This window comes from Sphingomonas sp., from assembly GCF_029239295.1.
GTDB lineage: Bacteria > Pseudomonadota > Alphaproteobacteria > Sphingomonadales > Sphingomonadaceae > Sphingomonas.
The window spans coordinates 1-15,784 of record NZ_JAQZBC010000021.1; the positions used below are offsets into that span (position 1 = coordinate 1).

General features: G+C 64.7%; 12 protein-coding genes and 2 pseudogenes. 6 read left to right on the forward strand and 8 right to left on the reverse strand.

What is annotated here, in order from left to right; genetic code table 11:
- Positions 1-643: 643 nt before the first annotated feature.
- The 6 genes from K0S66_RS15350 to K0S66_RS15375 form a co-directional block, all read right to left on the reverse strand.
- Complete coding sequence (locus tag K0S66_RS15350) at positions 644-1,486, reverse strand: hypothetical protein (protein ID WP_301076347.1); 843 nt, start codon at positions 1,484-1,486, stop codon at positions 644-646.
- Between the two features lie 108 nt (positions 1,487-1,594).
- Positions 1,595-2,635, reverse strand: a complete 1,041-nt coding sequence (locus tag K0S66_RS15355; protein ID WP_301076348.1) for a hypothetical protein — start codon at positions 2,633-2,635, stop codon at positions 1,595-1,597.
- Entirely contained in the window at positions 2,632-3,696 is a 1,065-nt protein-coding gene (locus K0S66_RS15360; protein ID WP_301076350.1) for a polyprenyl synthetase family protein, read from the reverse strand. The genes K0S66_RS15355 and K0S66_RS15360 overlap by 4 nt, the downstream gene beginning before the upstream one ends.
- Positions 3,693-4,439 carry a hypothetical protein gene (locus K0S66_RS15365; protein ID WP_301076351.1) on the reverse strand — a complete coding sequence of 249 codons (747 nt, stop codon included), beginning with the start codon at positions 4,437-4,439 and terminating at the stop codon, positions 3,693-3,695. Before K0S66_RS15365 ends, K0S66_RS15360 begins: the two co-directional genes overlap by 4 nt.
- Positions 4,440-4,457: 18 nt before the next feature.
- On the reverse strand, positions 4,458-6,620 hold the full coding sequence (locus K0S66_RS15370; protein ID WP_301076352.1) for an NAD(P)-binding protein: 2,163 nt from the start codon (positions 6,618-6,620) through the stop codon (positions 4,458-4,460).
- Positions 6,589-8,601: a hypothetical protein gene (locus K0S66_RS15375; protein WP_301076353.1), complete on the reverse strand. Its 2,013-nt coding sequence runs from the start codon at positions 8,599-8,601 to the stop codon at positions 6,589-6,591. The genes K0S66_RS15370 and K0S66_RS15375 overlap by 32 nt, the downstream gene beginning before the upstream one ends.
- A 134-nt stretch (positions 8,602-8,735) precedes the next feature.
- Between K0S66_RS15375 and K0S66_RS15380 the strand changes: the two are divergent.
- The 4 genes and pseudogenes from K0S66_RS15380 to K0S66_RS15395 form a co-directional block, all read left to right on the forward strand.
- Positions 8,736-8,916, forward strand: a pseudogene (locus K0S66_RS15380) (IS3 family transposase); the annotation flags it as partial.
- Positions 8,917-9,454: 538 nt separating this feature from the next.
- A complete protein-coding gene (locus tag K0S66_RS15385; protein ID WP_301076354.1) occupies positions 9,455-9,928 on the forward strand; it encodes a hypothetical protein in 474 nt (157 codons plus the stop codon).
- Positions 9,929-10,021: 93 nt separating this feature from the next.
- A complete protein-coding gene (locus K0S66_RS15390) occupies positions 10,022-10,210 on the forward strand; it encodes a hypothetical protein (protein WP_301076355.1) in 189 nt (62 codons plus the stop codon).
- Positions 10,176-10,541 (forward strand): hypothetical protein, encoded by a 366-nt coding sequence (locus tag K0S66_RS15395; protein ID WP_301076356.1) that lies wholly within the window; start codon positions 10,176-10,178, stop codon positions 10,539-10,541. The genes K0S66_RS15390 and K0S66_RS15395 overlap by 35 nt, the downstream gene beginning before the upstream one ends.
- 474 nt (positions 10,542-11,015) lie before the next feature.
- On the opposite strand, the gene K0S66_RS15400 is transcribed toward K0S66_RS15395, so the two are convergent.
- Positions 11,016-11,399 (reverse strand): ABC-three component system protein, encoded by a 384-nt coding sequence (locus K0S66_RS15400; protein WP_301076357.1) that lies wholly within the window; start codon positions 11,397-11,399, stop codon positions 11,016-11,018.
- A gap of 479 nt (positions 11,400-11,878) precedes the next feature.
- Positions 11,879-12,058, reverse strand: a pseudogene (locus K0S66_RS15405) (IS110 family transposase); the annotation flags it as partial.
- A 372-nt stretch (positions 12,059-12,430) separates the two neighbouring features.
- Here K0S66_RS15405 and K0S66_RS15410 point away from each other — a divergent pair.
- Together K0S66_RS15410 and K0S66_RS15415 are read left to right on the forward strand one after the other, a co-directional pair.
- Positions 12,431-14,554 (forward strand): TonB-dependent siderophore receptor, encoded by a 2,124-nt coding sequence (locus K0S66_RS15410; protein WP_301076358.1) that lies wholly within the window; start codon positions 12,431-12,433, stop codon positions 14,552-14,554.
- On the forward strand, positions 14,551-15,660 hold the full coding sequence (locus K0S66_RS15415; protein ID WP_301076359.1) for a PepSY-associated TM helix domain-containing protein: 1,110 nt from the start codon (positions 14,551-14,553) through the stop codon (positions 15,658-15,660). The genes K0S66_RS15410 and K0S66_RS15415 overlap by 4 nt, the downstream gene beginning before the upstream one ends.
- Positions 15,661-15,784: the final 124 nt, after the last annotated feature.

The window sequence follows — 15,784 nt, forward strand, 5'->3', positions numbered from 1 at the left end:
CGGCACGGGCAGCTCCCGGCATATTTACGAGCGGGCATCACCGCGGAGCAGCCAAGTACCGACGGAGGTGACAAGAAAACGCTGGCTGGGGCGGCAGGAGCCCCAGCCAAAATGCTGGCCCGCTAAGTACTTGATTTCACTAGCACGCGGTCGATGACCGCACGCTCACTTGCTACAATCAAATGGCACAGTCAGCAAGCTGCTTAGTGCCCCCCAACGAGCATGCCTAATGATCTACCGACCGGTGCTTAGAAGGTGCGTACCCTTCCCAGGCCAGCGGACTTGTTCATCCCGAGCCTTACGGCCGCTACGCGCCCAATGCTGGTCGCCGGGCAGGCTCTAGCAGCTGATCTCGGAAGCTGCCGTTTGTTCAGGCCGCGCCGAAATCCCCGAGTGGTGGTTCGCCAACCGTCAATATTGAGGCGAGGTGGGCACAAAGATGCCGCTTGTTCATGCGCGCGGCCGCAGCGGAAGTTAGACGGCAGGGACTATCAGGTTGAGCCGTCAATGGAGCCGAATGGCCATAGCACGACTATCGCAGCGCCGCCCACGCGACCGGACGCAGCTCGTGAACAAAGATCCGCGTAACGACGAGCTGCCCTCGAGAATCGGCACCTCCCCTCATTTCGAAAGGAGCGATCCCTCAATCGAGCACGCGTGCCGACAGACACAAGTCAGCGGTAACGCCCCAACTGGCGATTGGCGAGTACCTAAGGCCGCCGATGGGCAAAGGGACTCCTCCTATAAGCCCGAGCGCGTCGGTGATGGGAAAGGTTGCGTTGTCAAACACGTCGACTGCTACATCGCCCCAGAACCGAAAATCTCGCTCGTTCTCCGATCGCCAATGCATCCGTACGATATCGGCCAGTGCTGCTTCCGCCGGCGCGCCGCAGTCGCGGATTTGGCGCAGCGCGAAGCAGCCGCTCGCCAGTGCGCTCGCCGGCGTGAGCGGCAGGTCCGTCAAGTCGATGGCCTCGGACGAAAGCTCCTGCTTGATCTCGGCGATGTGCAGCACGCTACCGGGGAAACCGCCCGCGATCGCCGTTGCGCTCGGATCCGGATCATTGGCGGCGATGGCGAGCAGCGGCTGAACCATCTGCTGCGTGTCGGGTGAGAAGGTTGTGAGCGCTAGCATGCTGACGTTGGCCGCATAGGAGCCGTCACCGGCTTCGTTGATGTCGATCTCGCCGAGGGTTTTGGCGAGCCCGACCACCATCTGCCCGGAGATAGCCGACGTGCCGTTGTCGACTCCAATGAATGGGAACGCCCAGCCTAGCTCCAGCGGCACGAAAGGCGCGAAGAGCCGCAGCACCGGCATCATCAGGAAGAACTCGTTCTGAGTGCTGAAGCCGAGTTCCTCATGCCCGCTCGCGACGAGCTTCGGATAATGCACTAAATAGAGGAATACGACAGGGAAAGCCGGAACGAAGCTGTCACTCGAGACCCCGTTAAGTGTGTCGTCGCACCAGGTTTGAAGCGTAGGCATGGACGCACGAAGCGCAAAGCCGCGCAGGGTGGCTCCCGGCATACCCCAGGGCGGTGGGCTCTGCTGGCCCCACGGCAATTCTCTGAACGGCACCACTGCGCTCTCCAATCAGGTAATTCGCGCGACGGCGCCGCACGAGTGGATGAAGTCGGGGCCGAAGAGCCCGGATGGGGTCTGAAACCCCGCCCGCCGCTCGCCGCGCAACCACCTGCGCACGGCCGCGGCGGCGGTGATCGTGGTGGTCGCGTAGCCGTCGGGGGTTCGCAGCGTCAGCCGTTGCACGCGCCGCCAGCGGTCCTCCGCCTCCGCAACGAGGATCATGTCTCGTCCTGCTGGGCGCGCGTGCGGGCCCTCATCCGTGGCCTGCCGACAAGGCAAGGCCCCGCCGACAGGCACGATCTCGCGCAGGAGCGGAGCCACCATCGCGCCGGTACGAATCGCGAGATCTCCGACCAGCCCGACGGCCGAGTAGACTTCTAGGCTGTCAATTCCGGTCGACCGTTCCACTGTGACCACGTCCGGCCAGCTGACCGCGACGGCGCGCACCGGTCCCTGGCCGAAGTCGAACGCGCGCCACAACGTGCCAGCGCCATAGCGCTCTAGCGCCCCGTTATGGCGGACCCGAACCGCCGGGTCGTTCATCGTCCAAAGTGTCGCGAGCGACCCGGCCGACAGCGCATGCGGCTGCGACATCGCGAGCCGCAGACGGACGGCGCCTTCGGCCGCAGCCGCGAGCATTGACAGCGCGCCGTCGGTGGCTGCGATTGCGAATCCTATGCCGGGGAGGAGCATCGTCCCGCGCGACACCGCGAACGCGTCCCGGTCCAGGGCATCGGCGAACACCGGCCATTCGCCGGCGATATCCATGTAGTCGCACCCATGCTCAAGGCAGCCATGCATTGCCGCCGCGGCGGTGCGAACAAAGGGACCCGCGGCGTTGACGACGAGTCCGATGTCATGCAGCCCTCCCGCAAGATCGCCCTCGCCGCCAAGCACGCGCGCCTCCACTCCCAGCCGCTCGGCGAGCAGCCATAACTCGGCTGTCGAGCGACCGCTCAGCACCAACCGCTCGCCCAGATCCGCCAAGGCCGCCGCGAGCAACTGCCCCGAGAAGCCTGTCGCACCGTAGAGAAGGACCCGGTCGTTCACGCGCGCTCGAAGATCCAAGGCACGAGCCCGACAAGGAAGTCGCGATCGGGCGACGGAGGGACGCGACGCAGCGCGAGTTGCAGCTCGTAGTCGGCTGCACCAGCAAGTGCCTGCGCGACGAGTTCCGCATGATGCACCGACCCGCCGCTCCGGAGGCGCCCCGCCAGATCCTGGATTAAGGCATCGGACCGCTCGGTCGCCGGGGTCGATCGCCAGCGGTCGAGGAGATGTCGATCAGCGCCCCGGAAGGTTCGGGCGGCATGCAGAACAATGAGCGTCCGTTTGCCTTCACGCAGGTCCCCCAGGGCTTCTTTGCCGTAGGCCCGGTCAGCGACGAGATTGAGAAGATCGTCCTGGATCTGGAATGCGATGCCGAGCAGCCCGCCGAACCGCGACAGAGCCTGCGCGTCGACAATGTCTCGCCGGCTGAGCAGAAGACCGAGCTGCGCGGGCCAGATCACCGACAGTATCGCGGTCTTGCGAAGCGCCATAGCGAAATAATCTCTGTCGCTGAGTTCAAGTCGATCATCGTCGCGCCAGCCGAGCTCCAGCGCCTGACCCTCCGCCGCGCTCCGTGCCGAACGGCGCGTGAGCTCGAGCCCCTGCTCCATGCGCCCGCCCCCACGGCACCGCAGCGCGGCCGCGAGCGGATCGAACGCTTGCAGCATGGCTGCGCTCCCGGCGTTGAGCGCGAGTGGAATGCCGTGAACCCGGTGCAGGGTGGGCAGGCCCCGCCGCAGCTCGCTGCCGTCCTCGATATCATCGTGGATGAGTTGAGCGTTGTGGAACAGCTCAACCGCGACCGCAGCGTCGAGCACGTCACCCAAGGACGCCCCTCCAATCCCCGCAACCGCGATCACGATCGCCGGACGCATCGCCTTGCCTCCGCGCGACGGATAGTCGGCAAGCAGGGTTCCGAGGTATGGCGCAGGGGGATATGCGCTGAGCCAACGATCCAGGTGAGCGCGGGTCGCGCGTCCGTATTCCTCAAGGAGCAGCGGAACGATCGAAGGCGTCTGTGGTCCGTTTGCCGTCGGGAACGCCGTCGCCGAGTGGATCACGCCGGCGGGACCGTTATCGAGACCGATCCGAGCAGGCGCCCCGTCGGGCTTTCGTGAATAGTGCCAGCGTACACTCCCGCTGGCTGATCGGGGGGAACCGCCGCCAGCAGCGTCGGCGCCCCCGTCGGCGGATCAGCGCCGAGCCGGACGCCGGTGATCGCTGGCGCATCTGCGGACGCGGAGGCGATACGCAACGGCGTGATCCTGATGGGGCCGCTAAGCCCGACCAGCGTGCTCAGGAAGGCCTCACCGGTAGCGCGGGGATGCCCTACGATCTGAACCGGGAAGCTCCCGTTGCCAACCGGGCTGTTTGCGGGGTTGGGCCGATCGGGCGCGCGCTGCGGCCCCAGCGCCGCCCGAATCCCGGGATCGTCGAGCACCGCGCCAATCAGATCAAACCAGGTCGTGCCCAGTTCCCGCGCGAGGTCGAGTACGCGTCGCCCCATCACCAGCGCGTCTTTGCTCGCGTCGTGCAGATGATAGTCTTGCCCGCGGAATCGATCGGCTGCCCGTCGACCGTGCCGCAGATTCTCCTCCATTACGTGATACCCCATCCGCACGGCGTCGGCGACGACATCGGGAATCTCGCTGTCGTCTTGATCCGACGCTTGTGGTCCGGACCAACGGGCATCGACATTGCTCGCCAGATGCGGGCCGGTTCGGTCTGGACCATCCCGCTCCGGAACAGGCCGGCGCCGGCGCGGCGGATCGGATGGTGGCGACGGCTGTCCGTCCTGCTGCATCTGCACGTCCTCTTGAGCTCAGGGATGATCGAAGCCCACGATCGACGCGAGCGGCGGCGACCCGGACAATGCGTTCGAGGCGAGCATTCCCGACATCACCGCGGCTTCGATGCAACCGGTGTTCAGGCCGTTCGCCGTCCAGTCTCCCGCAACGGTCAGATTGTCGAAGTCGAGCGCGAGCGGCGAGATGCGCCACCGAGTGGATCCCGGAAGGCAGAGGGTATAGCGGTCGCTGGCGGCAACGTTGGCGCGCCAGTAGAACCCCTCGTTCCGGTCGGACCGCAAGTCTCCGACCAGCCGCGCCCAGTTCACCTGCGCGCCTTCGCGCAGCCGCGGCCACACGTCGCCGGCCGGTCCTTCTAGGAACGTAATGGCGGCCCGACGCACCCGCTCGCTCGCCATGTGTGCAGTGCCTGCGCCCGCCGGAAGACCGGGCAGGTCCGCCAGCGCTCCGCAGAAGTACAGGGCCATCGCGGGCAGATCATACCCGGCCTCGGCCCAACCTTCCTCGGGAATGACGTGCCGCATGTCGCACCAAGTGTCGAACGGTTTGGCGAACGCCGACGCGATCCTTGGAGCTCCGAGCGGGGCGCCGGCGGACAGATCATCGCGCAACCAGAGTTGGAATGCCTGCGTCGCAACTGTCTTGACCTGGTCGACCATTACGCGCCACCGCGGGCTGCGCGCGAGGAGCTGGCTCGCCACCACAGGCAGGGCGCCGACGCCAACCGCCAGCACCACGAAGTCGAAGTCACGCCCGACCCGCAGCACGATCTCGGTCGCGGCCACGTCCCGCTCGTCGCCTTCCATGTCGATACCGGATTTGGCCCCGCCGCGTTCAAGCAGCTGTTCCCATCTCGCCTCTGCGGGCCAACAGGGCCGCCCCGCGACGGAGATAAGCGGATCATACGAGGTATTGTCCGGAAGTGTCGCCTGGCGGTCGAAAGTCAGCGCAGCGACGTGGCTGCGATCGGCGCCAAGCACCACGTCGGTCAGCCGGTGAAAGAAATGGAAGCGCACACCGCGGCGACGCAGGCACTCGTAGAGCGGCGCAAACACAGTGTCGCCCATTCCCGCTCGCATCCGCCAGAACAGCGCGCCGCGATAGCCAAAGAACATTCGAACAGTGCCCCGCAGCGCTGCCCCCGCGGCCAGCCGAGGCCGTGCGGGGTCTCCGTCCTCGTACGCCATCGCTAGATCGTACATACCCCGCATAAAAGGCGATTGCACCGCTGCCTCTGACGCCCCGTTGGTCCGGAGCCAATCACGGCAATCCCAGTCATCCAGCGCGTCCAGCCCTTCGGGATGCCCGATCAGGCGGTGGCGGACGGTTCCGACCAGCGAGGCGGTAACGAGTTCTGCGACCAGCCAAACATGGCCGTCGGGATGATCGGCAAGCAGCCTTTCGCGCGTCCAGTCGCGGACGACCGCGGCGACCTCCTGGACCAGCGCGAGCAGCTCATCGCTCTCGGATTCGCGCAAGCCCTCGCGCATTCCGGCCGCCAGCAGCATTAGCGCCTGCGAAACAGCGACGGCGCCGGCCATCAGCCCCCCATCAAGCATTCGCCGTATGGAAAGAGGCCAGTCGTCGGCGATCACGGGCTTCTCACTGACCGGAACGATCACCGTGTCCAGCACTAGCGTGCGAAGCATGGCCAGCGCGCCCGCCACATAGGTAATCATCGGATCTTCGGACGGCTCGAGATCCGGGTCGCCGGGAAGGCCGGGGCGCGGCGGGAAGCTTGTGCGCCATACCTGCCACCCGCGCTCTCCCGTGGGGGCGAAGACGCCGACATTTGGCTCGGGGAGAAAGGCATCACGCCAGTCGCCGAAAGGAGAGCCGAGCGGGTGCTCGGCAAGTTCGGCATAGGCCCGACGGATCAGTCCGAAGGCGTTCTCATAAAATCCGAGCCAGACGTGAAGACCATGTTCCTCGATCCGGCCAGCGACGCCGCGGCCAGACGCTCCCTTGCCGCCCAGTCGCCAGCCCTGTTGATAGACGTTGATCTGATGACGTCCGGCAAGTTTCGGGTCGGAGAGTTCGAAAGCGGTTGTCAGTCCGGCGCATCCGCCGCCGACGATCGCGACATGGATTACATCCGTGGCTGCGTCCTCTCCGGCGAGCATCGCTAAGAACTCACCACGACTATCACGTGAGCCCTGCACGGGCGGCGGTTTCATCCTCTAGAAGTTCCAGCGCCTGACGGAGCTGCGCCTGCCGCGTTGGCACTCGAAAGATGGGCGGATCGCCGGCGATCCCCGCCCGTGCGTGCCTCAGGACCGACAATCCCTCCCTTCTGCGGCCCATTCGCGCCAGCGACGCGGCAAGGACGAATTGCGCGGGCAGGTAGGCCGGCGTCAGGCCGACTACCTCCTGCTGCACCGAAACGGCCTCTTCAAAACGGCCCAGCAGAAACAGGCAATTACCGATGCCCGCAAGCTGAAACGGTCGGTACGTCGAGCGAGGATCAAGCCGTCTGGCTGTCTCGAACCGCTCCAGCGCGACATCGAGACGGTCCGAAAGAAGCTCGAGCCAGCCAGCCCAGAACATCGTGAAGGCCTTGTCCGGGCCGAGCTCGATTGCTCGCTCGAGCAGCCGGCGCGCAATTGCCAGATCGCCGCCGATATTGAGGATGGCGCCTGCTGTGACGGGTAGCGCCATGAGATCATCGCGGCCGATCCGTATCGCACATGCGATGGCGGCTTCTGCGCTCCGCTTTGTGTCCGACGGACTGCTTGACCATCCGTTCATGAGCAGCGCAGCGTGGCAGAAGCCAACGGTCGCCACCGCCCAAGCGTAGTCTGGGTTTAGCGCGACCGCCTGCTCCGCCAACGCGAGCGCCTCCGCGATCGATGAATGATCATACGCATTCAAGCGCGCGTTCGCACGCAAGTTAAGTTCGTACGCTCTCGCGATGTCCGCACCGAGGCCGACGGCGCGCTGCATTTCCGCTTCTGTGATCGTCGAGTCGATGGCGCTCGCCGCCTGCTCGGCAACGACGGTGCCGAATTCGAAGAGCGCTGACGCGTCGCCGTCATACCGCGCGCTCCAAGCATAATCGCCGCGTTCTGCGTTGACTACGCGGACAGTGATCCGCACCCGGCCGATGGCGATGCCGACGCTGCCTTCCAAAAGGTAGCGGACCCCGAGCTCCGCGCCAAGTGTGCGGGGCGACCTAGTGGGTGCGTCCGGAGAACTGGTTCGGGGACCGGACACAACAAACAGCGAGGTGTACCGGGACAATGCGGAGCCGATCTCCTCTGTCAGGACATTCGCGAATGAATGACCTGAAGCGCCATCGGTGAGAACGGCGAACGGCAGCACCGCAACCGAGGGCTTGTCCGGAAACGGGCCGGGTTCGCGCGCTGGCTTCGACATGGCATCGGCGAATGCGGCAGAAGCGCGCGGTTCCTCAGCTAGCGCCGTTGCGATCGCATCTCCCGGCGGGGGTAACCCGGCCCGCGTCAGGGCTTCCGCGAGCTGTCTAACGCGTTTCTGAGCCGACGACGGAGAGCCGCGCAGGCGTTCGGCTCGGATGGCCAACGCGGCGACGGCTTCGTCAAGGGGATCGCGCTCCAGCCATGCGTCGGCAAGGTCCAGGGCGCTGGTCCAGTCGCTCTCTTTCACGCTCTTCGCAACCATGGTCGCGGCAGCGTGGGCGATCCGCCGATCAAGCGCCGCCTTGGCCCCGAACAGCCATTCGTCAAACATGTCACCGATGTGAAGCCCATCCGCCAGCGGCGCGATGCCAGTGGCGTTCAGTTCATCGGCCAACGCCCGAGCGTCGTCGCAAGCGAGCACAGCCACCAGACGCGAATAGTCAGACACGCAGGCATCTGGCTCAAACCAGATCGACTCGCGGTCGGACCCGAGAAGATCGCGCGCCAAGCCCCGGAGTTCGGCCAGGCATTGCCGCAGGCTCGCGCGAGCTTGGGCATCGGGGCGATCAGGCCAGAGCAGACCGCATAACCGCTCGCGCCGGATACGGCACCCTTCTTCCAGCATCAGCAGGCACAGGATGGCACGGCTACGGCGGCCGAGCGGCAGCGGTCGCCCGTCCTGCAATAATGTTGGCTCACCAAAGACTTGGAGGCGCAGCTCTCGCGGTCGCGCAAGATGAAGCGTGGCTGCAATCGGTGGTCCTGAAGACGCCCAGCCCATTATAAGCTCCGCGTTAGTACGCCGGATTCAGATTGAAAGTACCAGTGCGCACAGAGCTTGTCGAATCCAGACCATATATGATCCTGGTGGGCAGGTTGCCCCTGCCTAGGGTCAGGACCCATTGATGTGAACCAAAGCGCGTTGAGGGGATCTGGGGGGGCCAGGGCCTGAAGAAGCCGCAGTCGCAACCAAACCAGGCCGACTGTGGCTGGGCGCCGGGTCATGCATCCGACTGAGGCCGGAATACTCAGGGCACGTCTGGGCCTACGGCTTCGGCGAGAACGCACCCACGATGGGCGCAAGTTCCGGATCCTGACCGGTACCGGAACCGCAACGACGCCTATCCGCGCCAGATGAGCTTCGACATGATCTCCGGGATAAACGGGATCGAGCACCGGCTCACCAAACCGAACCTCCCGTGGACCAACGAACAGGTCGAGCCGATGAACCGACCATCAACGAGGCGACCGCCAACGCTTCCACTACGAGAGCCATGACCAGCTTCCACGCACCTCGCCGACTTGATAGCCGCCTCTAAGATTGCCTGTCGCTCAAGACGCTAATCGGCCTCACACCCTACGCGTACATCGCCAAGATCGGGACGTCAGAGGCAGACCGGTTCACCGTCAACCCGATCCACCAGATGCCGCACTAATCAACTGGCTTCTCGCGGCAGGCAGCCGAAGGCAGAAGAACTTCCGTCTGACATAACCGCCGCCGATTAGGCTTTTTGACGCCTCGCTGCACTGTTTTGACGCTAGATTCACGCTCGGCGAACGCGCGCGCTCACGCCCCAGGCGCAGAGAGGACATGCACCGGCAAACCGCCAGATGCGAGCGCAAGGACCAGCAACATGAAAAACATCGTAATTGGTGTAACAAGCGGCATCACCGCCGCTGCAGCTCTCTCCTTTGGGAGCCCCGCAAATGCGGAGCCCACCAGCCTTGATGCCTGGGTCAAGGTGGTCAATCAGCGCATCGAGGACCGGATGGTGACACCAGCCTCGGGCAGGTCCGGCGTGGTCTTTGCGACCTTCAGCCGTGGCGAGGACGGGCGCCCGACGGCGGTTCAAATTTCACGGACCGGTCGGGTGTTGGCCAATGCCGCCCGACGGACCCTCGCCCGGATCGGAGCGCTGCCGCCGCTGCCGTCAGGGTACGAGGGCAAGCGAATCCGCATGCAGATGCTGGTTCACGACCTGAACGACACCAGCGGCTATTATCAGCGGCGCGGAGTGATGCTTGCCTCGGCGAACGCGCAGAACCTGGCAGTCGCGGCGGAAACACAGGGAGGCGCCCAGCAGATTGCTGCAGTCAGGTCGCGCTAATCGCGCCCGGCAAACGATGGCACGGTCGAGAGCGCCCAAGGCGTTCCCGCCGTGCCTTTCTGCGCGAGCATCGCTCCGAGCGTTCATGGCTAGATGCATCATCTGACAGAAACCGACGAGGCTGAGCTACCGTCGATCACGATTGTCGAAACTCAAGAGTTTCCGTTCGGCTATGCCCGCCAGCTCAGCGGCGTTCAGTTCGTCGCGTTTTTGACCTTCTTCCGGTCGCTGACCGAGGCCCAAGGCCGTGCCAGAGGTGCTAGTTCTCGGCTCGCTGCCTGAGAGCGCGATCGAGGCAGGCGGCGAACAGGGCGCCGCAGCGCTCGACCGGCTGACGAAGATCTTCGGCCGCGTCCAGTCTGCCTGGGCCGCGGCGCAGGGCAGCGAGACCTACGAGATCATCCGTCTCCGCCTATTCGAGCCACTGGACGAGGACGCAGAGAAGACCCGCGACCAGGCGGTGAAGGCCTATGTCTCCTACTACCGCGCCAATCCGGGCGAGTTCCCGGCCCCGGCTCGCGAGCGCGCGTTCGAGGACCTGAACGATGCAAGGCCGGCGATCGCTGCCGTCAACCCTTGGCGTTCAAGAGGCTCCCGTTCGGGCCGATGCTGACGGATGGAGTCCGCGTCGATGGCCTGTTCAGGAACCCCATCGGCAGCGACATGCCCCCATAGCTCGCGGAAGATTCTCAGGTTAGACGTGGTATTACCAATCTCGGCCAACTCGGGCGCTGCCTCCCAGCGGACGCGCTCGTGAACCAGCGGATCGCGGTAGGCGATCATTTCGGACCGCAAGATCGACCACCGCTCCAGCGGTGCCAGACCCTCGGTCTTGATGCGTTTGTATAGGCTCGCCCGTATGTCCTCGCTCCTGGCCGTCATCAGCGCCCGACGGCGCCGAGCGACGGCTGGAGCCTCGTGTGAAGGCTCAGAGTGATGGGCAAAGGATCGCCTTCGACGACCCTCCCGCACGAGCAGACTTGTTCATCCCGAGCTTTCCGGCCGATGTGCGCCTTAATCTCGGTCATACAAGTCCAGGTTCCGACTGCTTGGAAGCGGACGTTGCGGATATGCTTTGAGGGCAGGATCATGCCTCGACCTTGTCCGCGTGATTCTCGAAGATCTCGCACGCGTCGAACAGATAGGCTAGTAGTGCCTGCGCGGCGATCTGCCTGACGGTGGTTTCTGAACCCATGCCGGTCGTCTGCTCGTCAACGGCGTTCATGATCTGTCCAGATGTGAGCGCTTTCTGCTTGAGCGCCTGATAACGGCTGGAGAACACCTGTGCGATCCGGGCTCCCAACTCGAGGTCCGAGTTCTGCTCGAAATATTGCTGGACGTACGGCCCGTTGGTCGACGCCAAGGTGAGCAGCTGGACCCGGTGGCCGGGAAGCTGATTGAAGGTGAGCTTGTCTGACGGCACCGGCTTGATGGAGGCGTTCAGGGCGGTGCCGGAGGATATCGAAGCCATCACCGAGTCCGTCAGAAGCTTGACCTCCTCGAGTTTCAGGTTCTGGCTATCCTCAGCCGTCGCGGCGGGTCCGAGGAGATTGAAGAGTTCGGCCTCGCTGAGTTCATCGACAATCGTCCAGAGGCTCGCCGGCCTGAAGACGCCGGCTAGCCGTCCACGCTGACCGTCGTGTGCGTCTTGTAACTCAGCTCAGTCTTCCGGTACACTCTCGAACGGCCGGTTCTGGCGTGACCAGCTATTCACGCATTCCGACCGGAGCGGCGTGAATTGGTCGCGTGCTAGGATCTGTCCGCACTCGCCGATCCCGAGGTCGGTGGTGCTGTATCGGGTCTCACAAGGCCGAACGTTGTATTGACTCGAAGGGGGGCTTGGTAGCCCAGCTGGTAACCTTCGCAAGTTGTCCGTGCGTTCCCTCGCGGGACACCGCGATCGGGTCAGCTGGAGAGCAGCACCGCTCGCGAAGGAGAGGTTATCGCATCTCAGGCCTCGAACAAGGTGCCGTCGCGCAGCATGGCGTGCATGATGCCCGCGAGGCGCCGAGCGAGAACGGCACGGGGTTTCTTGAGGCAGCGCCGTTTCGCGATCTTCAGCGCCCAGGTCTTCCGCGCGAAGCTCTGGCGCGTCCGCGTCGGGATCGAGTTCGCCGCTTCGTAAAGGAGCTTGCACACAGTGCCGTCACCTCCTTCGTCACTCTAAGCTACGGGTTTGTACCGATAGCGCTTATGCGGACAATCCTGTTGATTTCACGACGGCTTACAGGTTGTTGGATCGTCGTGAACCAAGCTGAAGGATCGAGGTTTGGCGATGTTGCTAAACAGCGACTTACACCGGAATCCATCTGTCGTTTCTTGGACCGCTGATGGGCTGGCGCCTAAGAGGCTTGATTTCATCAAGCACGTTGCCCGGCCGAGGCGCTGCCGCTCGCCATCTTGCGCTCGGGGCCGTCCCTTTTGAGGCGCCCCCAGACCATCAAGGGGGCTGTGATACATCTGCCGAGACTGGTCCGGTTCGGGGCTGTCGGCGCGGCGCTTATGAGTGGGGCTCAAGTGCAGGCGCAGGAGCGGTCCAGGCTGCAGATCGACGAGCTTGCCATCGAAGATCGGGCCGAGGCGACCGAAAGCGCGACCACCCCAGTGTCGGGCTTCGTCGCCAAGCGCACCGCCAGCGCGACCAAGACCGACACGCCGGTGCTGGAAGTCCCGCGCGCCGTCTCCACTGTCACCGCCGACGAGATCCGCAACCGCGGCGTCGACACGGTCAACCAGGTTTTCCAGTACACTTCCGGCTTCAACGGGGAGCAATATGGCGGCGTCGCATTGGGGCGAACATACACCAATGCGCGCGGCTTCCTCGCTCTCCAGTATCTGGACGGACTGAAGCTGCACGACAGCAATTGGGCGATCGAGCCGTTCGGGCTGGAGCGCGCCGATCTCCTGAAGGGCCCTGCTTCGACCCTCTACGGGCAAGCCAACCCGGGCGGGCTGGTGAATCTTGTCAGCAAGCGCCCGACCGACGTCTCGCGCGGCACCATCGCCATCCAATATGGCGATCACGACCGATACCAGGGCGCGTTCGACGTCAGCGGCGCTGCAACCGAAAGCGGATCGCTGCTGTTGCGGGCCGTCGTGCTGTATCGCGACGCCGATACCCGGATACGCTTCACCAAGGACAAGCGCCTCTACTTCGCGCCCTCCGCCACGCTGCGGCTCGGGGAAGATACGGATCTCACCCTCCTTGCCAGCTACCAGTGGGATCCGGACATTACCGTCTTTCAGTTCCTGCCGCGGCTGGGCACGGTCGACCCGAGCAGCTTCGGTCGAATTGCGCGGTCCACCTTCGCGGGCGACCCGGACTATGACAACAATGATCGCCGCATATATTCGGCTGGCTACCAGTTCGAGCATCGCTTCGGAAAGGCGGTGACGCTGCGGCAGAACGCGCGCTACATGCGGATCGACATCCAGGCGCAATATCTGCAGGGCACTGCACTTGCCGCGGACCAGCGAAGCTGGAGCCGCACCGCGGTGATCGCCGAATACACAATCGACGTCTACCAGATCGACAGCAGCCTTGCGTTCGACCTCGCAACCGGCCCCATCGACCACCGCCTGATCGTCGGCGTCGATTATGCGGATATCCCCAACTATCAGGGGACGGGGCAGCGTGCGCTCGGCGCCGCTGGTACGCTCGACCTTTATGCCCCGGTCTATGGCATCAACTTCGGCATACCTGCGATAAGCACCAGACGCTATCAGACGCAGCGCCAGATAGGCGTTTACGCGCAGGACCAGATGAAGATCGGGCGCCTGTCGTTGCTGCTCGGCGCCCGAAAGGACTGGACGAAGGGTGAAAACCGCACCCGGACCAGCGCCGACAACTTCGCCACTGCCACGATCGTCAGCCAGGATCCGTCCGCGTTCACATGGCAGGCCGGCGCGACCTACGAAATCGTCCCCGGCGTAGCGCCGTACGCCAGCTATGCCGAGAGCTTCTTCCCGACGATCGGCACCGACTTCTTCGGCACACCGCTGGTGCCGACGACGGGCAAGCAATTCGAGGTCGGCCTGAAGATCGCTCCGGAGGCGATCGGCGCGCTGGTAACGCTGTCCGCGTTCGATCTGAAACAGCAGAATGTCCGCACCAACGACCCCGATCATCCGGGCTTCGTGATCCAGATCGGCGAAGTGCGTAGCCGAGGGATCGAGGCGGAAGCGAAGCTCAGCCTTGTGGCAGGCCTCAACGCGACCGCGTCCTACACCTATCTCGATAATTACGTGTCACGGACGAGCGCGGCTCCGGCGGCCCTCGCGACGCTCGGCAAGCGGCCGCCGGGTCGCCCGGTGCATCAGGCTGCCGCCTGGATCGATTACACACCCCGCCGGCTTCCGGCGCTCACCCTCGGCGGCGGCGTCAAGCATTTCGGATCGTCATGGGGCGATAGCACGAACACCTTCAAGGTGCCCTCCTACACGCTGGTCGACGCGCTGGCGCGGCTGAACCTTGGCGCCGTCGCGGACGGGATGGACGGGTGGCAGCTCTCGGTGAACGCCCTCAACCTGTTCGACAAATTCTACGTCGCAAGCTGCGACGCGGCCACGCAGTGCTTCTACGGCACCGGCCGGCAGGTGCGCGGCACGCTGAGCTACGCCTGGTGACGCGTGGCGCGATCGCGCGCTGGCGATGGGTCCACAGCTGGACCAGCCTGATCTGCACACTCTTCCTGTTGATGCTCTGCATTACCGGTCTGCCGCTGATCTTCATCGACGAGATCGACCGGACGTTCGCAGGCCACGTCGATGTCCCGGAGCTTGCGGCCAACACGGGGCCGGCCGACCTCGACAAGGTCGCCCGGATCGCGCGGGAGCGGGTGCCGGGCGAAACGATCCTCTATATCGATTGGGGGCTCGACGAGCCGCTCTACGGCGTCAACATGGCGCCGGCAGGAGATGCCCAGGACCGTCGCCAGCTGGTGTTCGACGCCCGCACCGGCGACTATCTCGAGGATCTGAAGGGCAGTCGCCAGCCGGTGCGGGTCTTCCTCGGTTTCGTGAACCGTCTCCACATCCAGCTGTTCGCCGGGCGGCGCGGCGAACTGTTTCTCGGGGCGATGGGGGTGCTGTTCCTCGCAGCCCTCGTGTCCGGCACGGTTATCTACACGCCCTATATGCGCAAGGTCGCCTTCGGCACGGTCCGCGGCAATCCCGGTCATCGCAGGCAGCGGCTCGACCTGCACAATCTGATCGGGATCGCAACGCTCGGCTGGCTGGCGGTGGTGGGCGCGAGCGGGACGATGAACACGGTCGGCAAGCCGGCCTATGACCTGTGGCGCAAATCGACCGTTCCCGCGTTGATCGCGCCGTACAAGGATGTCCCGCTCGCCGCCCCGACGGTCGGCATCCGGCAGGCGGTGGACTCGGCGCACGCGGCATTGCCCGGTTCGCGGATGGTGCGTGTAACTCCGCCCAGCGCGACGGATGGCAGCCCATGGCACTATGTCGTCTGGACACAGGGCGATCGCCCGTTCACCCGCCGCCTGTTCCGCCCCGTTCTCGTCGACGCACAGACTGGCGGCGTCACGCTATCCGATCCGGCGCCCTGGTATCTGACGGCCATTCAGGGATCGCGCCCGCTGCATTTCGGCGACTATGGCGGCCTGCCACTCAAGATCCTCTGGGCGGTGCTGGATGTTCTGGCGATCGTGGTCCTCATCACGGGCGTCCAGCTCTGGTGGTCACGCCGCAGGGCGGAGCGGACGGCGTGAAGGCGCGGCATCCTCTTCACGCGCCAGCCTTTATCGCGCTGTTCACGATGGTCGGGCTCACCGCGGCGCTGATCTGGGGAAAGCCGCTCCATTGGCTGTCGTGGATTGCGCTGCTGGTTCCGAT

Bases quoted from the DNA above. Each gene is read 5' to 3' on its own strand.
- K0S66_RS15375 (WP_301076353.1), bottom strand. From the start codon at position 8,601: ATGGGCTGGGCGTCTTCAGGACCACCGATTGCAGCCACGCTTCATCTT.
- K0S66_RS15385 (WP_301076354.1), top strand. From the start codon at position 9,455: ATGAAAAACATCGTAATTGGTGTAACAAGCGGCATCACCGCCGCTGCA.
- K0S66_RS15400 (WP_301076357.1), bottom strand. From the start codon at position 11,399: ATGGCTTCGATATCCTCCGGCACCGCCCTGAACGCCTCCATCAAGCCG.
- K0S66_RS15390 (WP_301076355.1), top strand. From the start codon at position 10,022: ATGCATCATCTGACAGAAACCGACGAGGCTGAGCTACCGTCGATCACG.
- K0S66_RS15410 (WP_301076358.1), top strand. From the start codon at position 12,431: ATGAGTGGGGCTCAAGTGCAGGCGCAGGAGCGGTCCAGGCTGCAGATC.
- K0S66_RS15350 (WP_301076347.1), bottom strand. From the start codon at position 1,486: ATGCCTACGCTTCAAACCTGGTGCGACGACACACTTAACGGGGTCTCG.
- K0S66_RS15365 (WP_301076351.1), bottom strand. From the start codon at position 4,439: ATGCAGCAGGACGGACAGCCGTCGCCACCATCCGATCCGCCGCGCCGG.
- K0S66_RS15370 (WP_301076352.1), bottom strand. From the start codon at position 6,620: ATGAAACCGCCGCCCGTGCAGGGCTCACGTGATAGTCGTGGTGAGTTC.